Source organism: Aporhodopirellula sallentina SM41, assembly GCF_000346505.1.
GTDB classification, from domain to species: Bacteria; Planctomycetota; Planctomycetia; order Pirellulales; family Pirellulaceae; genus Rhodopirellula; species Rhodopirellula sallentina.
This window is the reverse complement of record NZ_ANOH01000046.1, coordinates 1-6,770: the sequence shown is the minus strand read 5'-3', so window position 1 is coordinate 6,770 and position 6,770 is coordinate 1. Positions and strand designations below refer to the sequence as shown.

The following is a 6,770-nucleotide window of genomic DNA, read 5'->3' as shown; positions in this document are numbered from 1 at the left end:
CGGAGCAACAACTGCCTGCTACCAACCAGCCCCCAAGAGATCCACCGATCTCCGTCCGGGCTCGCCCCGGCGGAATCAGCGCCCCGCCCCATCAAATCAAAGCATCCACCAAACAAGCCAAACGACCAGGCTTCTCCACCACGGCATCCACCCCATTCTCGCGTGCGATCTGGCGTTGGCTTTCGTTCGCCAATCCCGTCATCCAAACATGCCGGGCCCCCGGCGCCCTCTCGCAACGAATTCTCCAGCCTTCCGCCCCACACGGCACCGCCACCGAATCATCCCACAGCACCGTCGCGAACCCGGCCGAGGAATGTCGCGTCAGCGTCCGTTGCCACTGAACCAACGCGTGTCCCCCTTCCTCCGAGCAAGGCAAACTCCTCAGCGTTTCGATGTACGGTTCGGCATCCTGATAAACCGACGACACCACAACGATCGGCCCAAGCGATAGCGACTCATCCGGACACTCCACGCCCGTCAACCAATACCGCAGAAAAGACTCCGCCTCGCTCGACGGGACCGAATCCACCCAATGCTCTCCCGCATTGCGATTCACCGACCGCTCCGGCAATCGAACCGTCGGCGCGACCAATCGCCCGCGAACCACCAACATGTCGGCATCGGGAAACTGGCTCCGCAGTCGCGGAAGACTCTCGCCATCGATCGCAATTTGGCGAGCATCGTGGCGGTTGCTCTGCGCGACGATCACGTGCGTGGGCGAGGATCGAGGCGGCCGCTCGGTTGCTTCAGCGATGCCGCCGCGGATCGCGATCACGTCGCTGACCTGCTGGCAAACTCGCCACGCGGCACGCATTTCGGGATGTTCGTTGTCGCCAATCCACAACAACGTGTCACAACCCAAAGGCGGCGTCTCAGAGCGAGATGTTTTCATCGATCGTTTCTTCCGCTTCCTTCATGATCAACCAAGCGTCCCCGGGCGAGTCGCTCGAACGCAGACCATCGAGAAAAGCGTCATCGGCGACCAACCGGCTCAACTTTGCGAGAATACGCAGGTGGCTCGAATCGTCATAAGAGCAGATCAGGAAGAAGATATCGGTCAGTTGCCCGCGATCCGAAAACGGCAGCCCGGCTTGGCAGATCCCCAACGCGAGCACCGAATCGGCCAAAATCGAAGTTTGCGGCCGACGAGGGTGCAGCAACGCGACCCCGTTGTCGAGCGCCGTCGGATGCAGTTTTTCACGCTCACTGACCGCCTGCACCATCGCCGGCGCATCCCACAACATCCCCGTCGTGGACGCCAAATTGCACATCCCCCGGATCACACTGCTCCGCGTGCGTGCGGACAACGGGTTGGCAATCAGATCGACCGTGCACAGTTCGCTCAGTGGACGCGTGGGCACGTCGGACCGGCGGTGCAGCACCTTCCGCATCTCGTCCAACTCATTGGGATCGCTCAAGCCGATCCGCTCTTCGAGCCAATGATGGATCTCCGCCTCGTTGAAACGCCACTGCCCGCCGACTTTGCGACCGGGCAAATTTCCCCGCGTGACCATCTTGGTGATCTGGTCGGGCGTGACGTGCAGATACTCGGCGAGTTGCGGGATATCGAGGTCTTCCATTGGATTTTCAATCGGCAGGTAGGGTTCGGCTTCTTAAATCAGACAGGTTTTCGGCCGTGTTCGGCTTCTCGCCCACACTTCCCTTGACGGAAGTCGCACAAAATTTGTAAATCGACTCAAGTTATTTCAGCGTCGGACCGACGTCGACGTGCCCTCGCGGGTTAATCACGCGGAGTATTTTGTTTGCCTATCGCATCGGACGACCGTTTATCGTTACGCCTAAGCCGTTTCTGGCTAGTGGGGGCGATCGCGCTGAGCACATTTGCCACAGGTATTCCGGCACCGGCTCAAAACGGTTTCGCGCCGACACCCCAAACCAACATGGGCCCGATCGGTCCATCCACAGGCGGATCAACCGCGGGCATCTCAGGAACCGCACCGCCACCTAGCAGCACGTACGGTGCCAATCCGTCTGGCACGGGCTACCCCGGTTCGGTCGGCTCCACGACGCCCTCGTTCGATCCCTACGCGACCGCCGGAGGAGCCAGCCTCGGCGGTCCCGCGTACGGAGGCAGCCCCACCGCCGGATACGGCACCGCCACGCCGCTGGGCCCTCCCACTCCGATCGGAACTCCCTCGTACTCCGCCGCCCCCTACGCAGCCAGCCCGGGTGTCGGGTCCAACCCGTCCTACCCCAACGGCAGCCTGCTCGGTGGACTGTTCTCGGGGAACTGGTTCCGCAGCAACAGCGGCACGGGGTTGTACCAAGGCGCCGGCTACCCGTCCGCCACCGCCGCCCCATACGATGCTCCGCCGATCTACAACACACCACCGGTCTACAACACGCCGCCGGTGGGCAGCGGTTCAATGTATGGCACCGGACCGATGATCACACCGCCGTCGCCCAGCGGCTACAGCGGCGATCCGTTTCCGCCGTCGGCGTACCCTTCCGGTTCCCCCACGTCGCTCTTCCCAGGCGGCTTGAGCGGCCCCGGATACGGCAACACGCTCCTGCCATCCGGCCTGATCCCCGCTGACTTCAGCGCCTACCAACTGCTACACGGTCCACGACTGCGACACAGTTGGATCGGTGGCGGTGGTGATGATCAAGACGACCTCGGAATCAACCAAACCGACTTCTCGGTCGGATTCGCGTGCAACAACTTCCTCTACAGCACCCGGCCGCTGTACATCGTCCCGTCGTTTTCGCTGTACCTGTTCGACGGACCGATCACGACGGTGAACAACGCTGCCGACCTCCCCGGAAACGCTTATGCAGGTTTTTTGGATTTCGGTTGGCAATCGGATCCCAACCAGATCATCGGTGCCGAACTCGGTTTCCGCGTCGGAGCCTTCACCGACTTCGACACGTTCAACTCCGACAGCGTTCGATACATGGGCAAGGGCCTGGCCTCCTTCCGCCTGACCCCCGCGTCCACACTCAAAGCCGGCGTTTATTACCTGGACCGAGAAAGTATCAAGATGCTGCCCGCCGGCGGACTGCTGTGGCAACCCAACCCATTCACGCGTTTCGACATTTTCTTCCCCGAACCCAAGCTCGCCAAATACTGGCGAACGATCGGCACGCAAGACGTCTGGTGGTACTTCGCCGGCGAGTACGGTGGCGATTCGTGGACCGTCTCGCGGGGCAACGGCAGCGGCGTGGAAGAACGCGTCGACGTCAACCAAATCGCGGTCACTTTCGGATGGGAGTGGGGCCGCAGCGACCTGATCCGCACCGGCCAACGCACCGCCTTCTTCGAATTCGGCGGCGTCTTCAACCGCGAACTCAAATACGAATTCTCCCCCGACGACCAAGACCTCGGCGAAGCCTTCATCGTCCGAGCCGGCTACGGTTATTAGCGATTAGCGATTAGCTTTTAGCTCCCAAGCACATTCATCCGGCGCTCCCCAACGCTTCCGCCCGGGCTTGTCCCGGCGGAGCCACAACTGACAGCTACCAATCAACACAAAACGCCCCCGATCTCCGTCCGGGCTAGCCTCGGCGGAATCAACGCCCCTCGCCCCTCGCCCCTCGCCCCTCGCCCCTCGCCCCTCGCCCCTCGCCCCTCGCAACTCGCAACTCGCCCCTCGCAACTCGTCCATCGCAACTCGCGTGAACCAACTCACTCAAGGGTCCACCAATCATCTTCTAACCAACACCGCCGTCTGGTCCCCCGACGGACAGTGGATCTATTTCGACGCTCGCTCTGATCCAAACGGCAGTGTCTTCGACAGCCCCATCGTCGGACGCGTCAACGCAGTCGACCGGCGAACCGAAATTCTTTATCGATCCCAAAATGATGCCCACGTCGGCGTCGTCACGGCCAGCCCCACCGACGATCGAATCGTCTTCATCCACGGGCCTGAACATCCGGACTCCGAATACCCGACCGAGCAGTGGTCCTACAACGCCTTCCATCGCCGCGGCGTTTTGCTCGACACCCATCCGCCCACGGTCGACAGCAACCTCGCTGCGATCAAAAACCCGGACGCGATCAATAACCTCGACGCCCGTGACCTCACACCACCGTTCACCCCCGGTGCACTGCGTGGTGGCACGCACGTGCACGTCTTCTCCGGCGATGGCCGTCTCGTCTCCTTCACCTACGAAGACCACGTGCTCGCCAACAGTGAGGATCCGAACGTCGAACAAAACCGGCGCGGCGTCGGAGTCAGCATTTCCGGCAAACAGGTGTGTGTCCCCCAAACACACCCCCGCAACCACGGCGGGACTCACTTCAGCGTTCTGGTAACGCGCACCTGGGACGCCCCCGACCCCGGCAGCGACCAGATCAGTCGCGCCTACAGCGACGCGTGGGTCGGCGACCACGGATACCTCGATACCGATGGAAGGAACCGACGAAGAGCGATCGCATTTCTCGGCGACTGCATCACCGGCGATGGCCAACCGATCACCGAACTCTTCATCGTCGATCTTCCACGCGACCTCACCCTTCCCGGCGACGGCCCGTTGCAAGGCACCGAATCCACCCGCCCTTCACCGCCCGCGGGAATCCGGCAACGACGCCTCACTCACACGTCCGACCGCAAATTCCCTGGCGTGTTCGGAGTACGTCACTGGCCCCGCAGCAGCCCCGACGGAGAACGAATCGCCTTCCTGATGCGGGACGACCGCGGCGTCTCGCAACTCTGGCTGGTTTCACCCCGCGGCGGGCCCCCGCAGCAACTCACCGACTCATCCCCCCCCATCCAATCCGCGTTCACCTTTCGCAGCGACGGAAAACGAATCGCCTGCGTCATCGATTCCCGCGTTTGCGAAGTCGACACCCAAACCGGCGAAATTCAACCACTCACGCCCGCCGTCCCTGACGAAACCGCACCACTCAGCCTAGCGTGCGTCTACAACCCATCCGGCACCCAAATCGCCTTCCTCCGCCGAGTCCCCACTCCCAACGGCCCCCGAAACCACATCTTCACCTGCCCCACCTAACCCCTCGTCCTTCACCCTCCCCACCGGGAGGATCGAGCGAAGCGATAGACAAAAAAAGGGGTGCAACCAAATCGAGCGCGCCCTCGCTACCTCAACCCAATCCCAGCCGTTTCAACGCAAAGCCGCAACGACGAAAAGCACCAGATTCCCCCAATCACCAACTCTCTGCGCTCTCTGCGACTCTGCGTTTAGCCCCAGCACACTCACCTGACACCACCCAAACAGATAGAAGCCCCCCTCTCACTCGTTCCCGCCTCAATCTCCACCCACCCCCTTCATCCTCCCCCCGGGAGGGTCGAGCGAAGCAAGGGCAGGGCTCCCCCAAAGCTTCCGCCCGGGCTTGTCCCGGCGGAGCGACAACCGACAGCTACGAAACGGCAACAAACAACAACCGATCTCCGCCCGGGCTCGTCCCGGCGGAATCAACGCCCCTCGCCCCCCTATCACTCGAAGCGATCCCGATCACCGACTAATATAAGCGACCAACAATCCACCCTCACAACAACTCACGCCGGTAATCACCGTGTCGCAACCGTCACCCGATTCATCAGCGACCAAAACCGCTCTGATTACCGGGATTACCGGCCAAGACGGCTCGTACCTCACCGAGCTCCTGCTTTCGAAGGGCTACATCGTTCACGGGCTCGTTCGCCGAACCAGTAACACCGTTCGTTCGCGGCTGGACTCGCTCTTTCACGACAAAAACATCTACGAGCGTTCACTATTCCTCCACTACGGCGACCTCGACGACGCAACCACCATCCGTCGGATCCTGCTGAAGACCCAACCTGACGAGATCTACCACTTGGCCGGACAAAGCCATGTGGGCCTCAGTTTCGAAATCCCCGAGTCAACTTGCCAGTTCACTGCGATGGGCACTTTGAAACTGCTCGAGATGATTCGCGATCTCGAGAAGCAACCGCGTTTGCTGCACATCAGCAGCAGCGAAATCTTCGGCCGCCCGGACGCCTCGCCACAGAACGAACAGACCCCGATGCGGCCGGTAACGCCCTACGGAGTCGCCAAGACGTTTGCGACCCAAATGGTCCAGGTCTACCGGCGATCGTTCGATTGTTTCGCCTGCAACGCGATCTGCTACAACCACGAATCTCCCCGCCGCGGCGAGTCCTTCGTAACTCGAAAAATCACTCGGGCCGCCGCCGCGATCTCCCTCGGCTTGCAATCCGAACTCCGCCTCGGTGCCCTCGACGCCCGCCGCGACTGGGGCGACGCACAAACCTATGTCACCGCGATGTGGATGATGCTCCAACAAGACGCTCCGGACGATTACGTGCTCGCGACCGGCCGCACCCACAGCATCCAAGACTTCCTCGAATTCTCCTTCGATCACGTCGACCTCGACTGGCGAGACTATGTCGTCACTGACCCCAAATTCATCCGCCCCACCGACGTCGCCGACCTCTGCGGCGACCCCTCGCACGCCACCGAAAAACTAGGCTGGCAACCACCGACGAGCTGCCAAGACCTCGCCCAAAGAATGGTCGACCACGACCTCCAACTCCTCCAACGAAAACCAATCCCAGCCAAAAGTTCAGAAGCTGTTAGCCGTTAGCGTTTAGCTCTTAGCTTCCCCCCACCCCGTAGCCGGAGTCGCCAAGACTTCGGAACTCATTAGCTCTTAGCTCCCCCAAAACACTTCCGCCCGGGCTCGCCCCGGCGGAGCAACAACTGACAGCTACCAACCAAAACCAAACAACCGCCGATCTCCGTCCGGGCTAGCCCCGGCGGAATCAACGCCCTTTCCCACGCTCCTCCTCGTAGCCGATGTCACCAGA

5 protein-coding genes are annotated in these 6,770 nt (G+C 61.6%); 3 read left to right on the top strand and 2 right to left on the bottom strand.

Going from position 1 to position 6,770, the window contains the following annotated elements; translation table 11 throughout:
- Positions 1 to 91: 91 nt before the first annotated feature.
- Positions 92 to 892, bottom strand: coding sequence for a response regulator (locus RSSM_RS02130; protein ID WP_063709001.1), 801 nt, complete (start codon positions 890 to 892; stop codon positions 92 to 94).
- Positions 873 to 1,580, bottom strand: coding sequence for a PTS sugar transporter subunit IIA (locus RSSM_RS02125; RefSeq protein WP_008674009.1), 708 nt, complete (start codon positions 1,578 to 1,580; stop codon positions 873 to 875). Before RSSM_RS02125 ends, RSSM_RS02130 begins: the two co-directional genes overlap by 20 nt.
- A gap of 183 nt (positions 1,581 to 1,763) precedes the next feature.
- On the opposite strand from RSSM_RS02125, the gene RSSM_RS02120 reads away from it, so the two are divergent.
- The 3 genes from RSSM_RS02120 (at position 1,764) to RSSM_RS02110 (ending at position 6,547) form a co-directional block, all read left to right on the top strand.
- Entirely contained in the window at positions 1,764 to 3,383 is a 1,620-nt protein-coding gene (locus RSSM_RS02120; protein WP_236620889.1) for a hypothetical protein, read from the top strand.
- Between the two features lie 253 nt (positions 3,384 to 3,636).
- The gene (locus RSSM_RS02115; RefSeq protein WP_008674006.1) at positions 3,637 to 4,974 is read left to right on the top strand and encodes a DUF3748 domain-containing protein; all 1,338 of its coding nucleotides are present in this window, start codon (positions 3,637 to 3,639) and stop codon (positions 4,972 to 4,974) included.
- 523 nt (positions 4,975 to 5,497) lie between these two features.
- On the top strand, positions 5,498 to 6,547 hold the full coding sequence (locus RSSM_RS02110) for a GDP-mannose 4,6-dehydratase (RefSeq protein WP_008674004.1): 1,050 nt from the start codon (positions 5,498 to 5,500) through the stop codon (positions 6,545 to 6,547).
- The last annotated feature ends 223 nt before the right edge of the window (positions 6,548 to 6,770 follow it).

Excerpts from the sequence above, each read along its gene's own strand:
- RSSM_RS02125 (WP_008674009.1), bottom strand. The coding sequence starts at position 1,580 with ATGGAAGACCTCGATATCCCGCAACTCGCCGAGTATCTGCACGTCACG.
- RSSM_RS02130 (WP_063709001.1), bottom strand. The coding sequence starts at position 892 with ATGAAAACATCTCGCTCTGAGACGCCGCCTTTGGGTTGTGACACGTTG.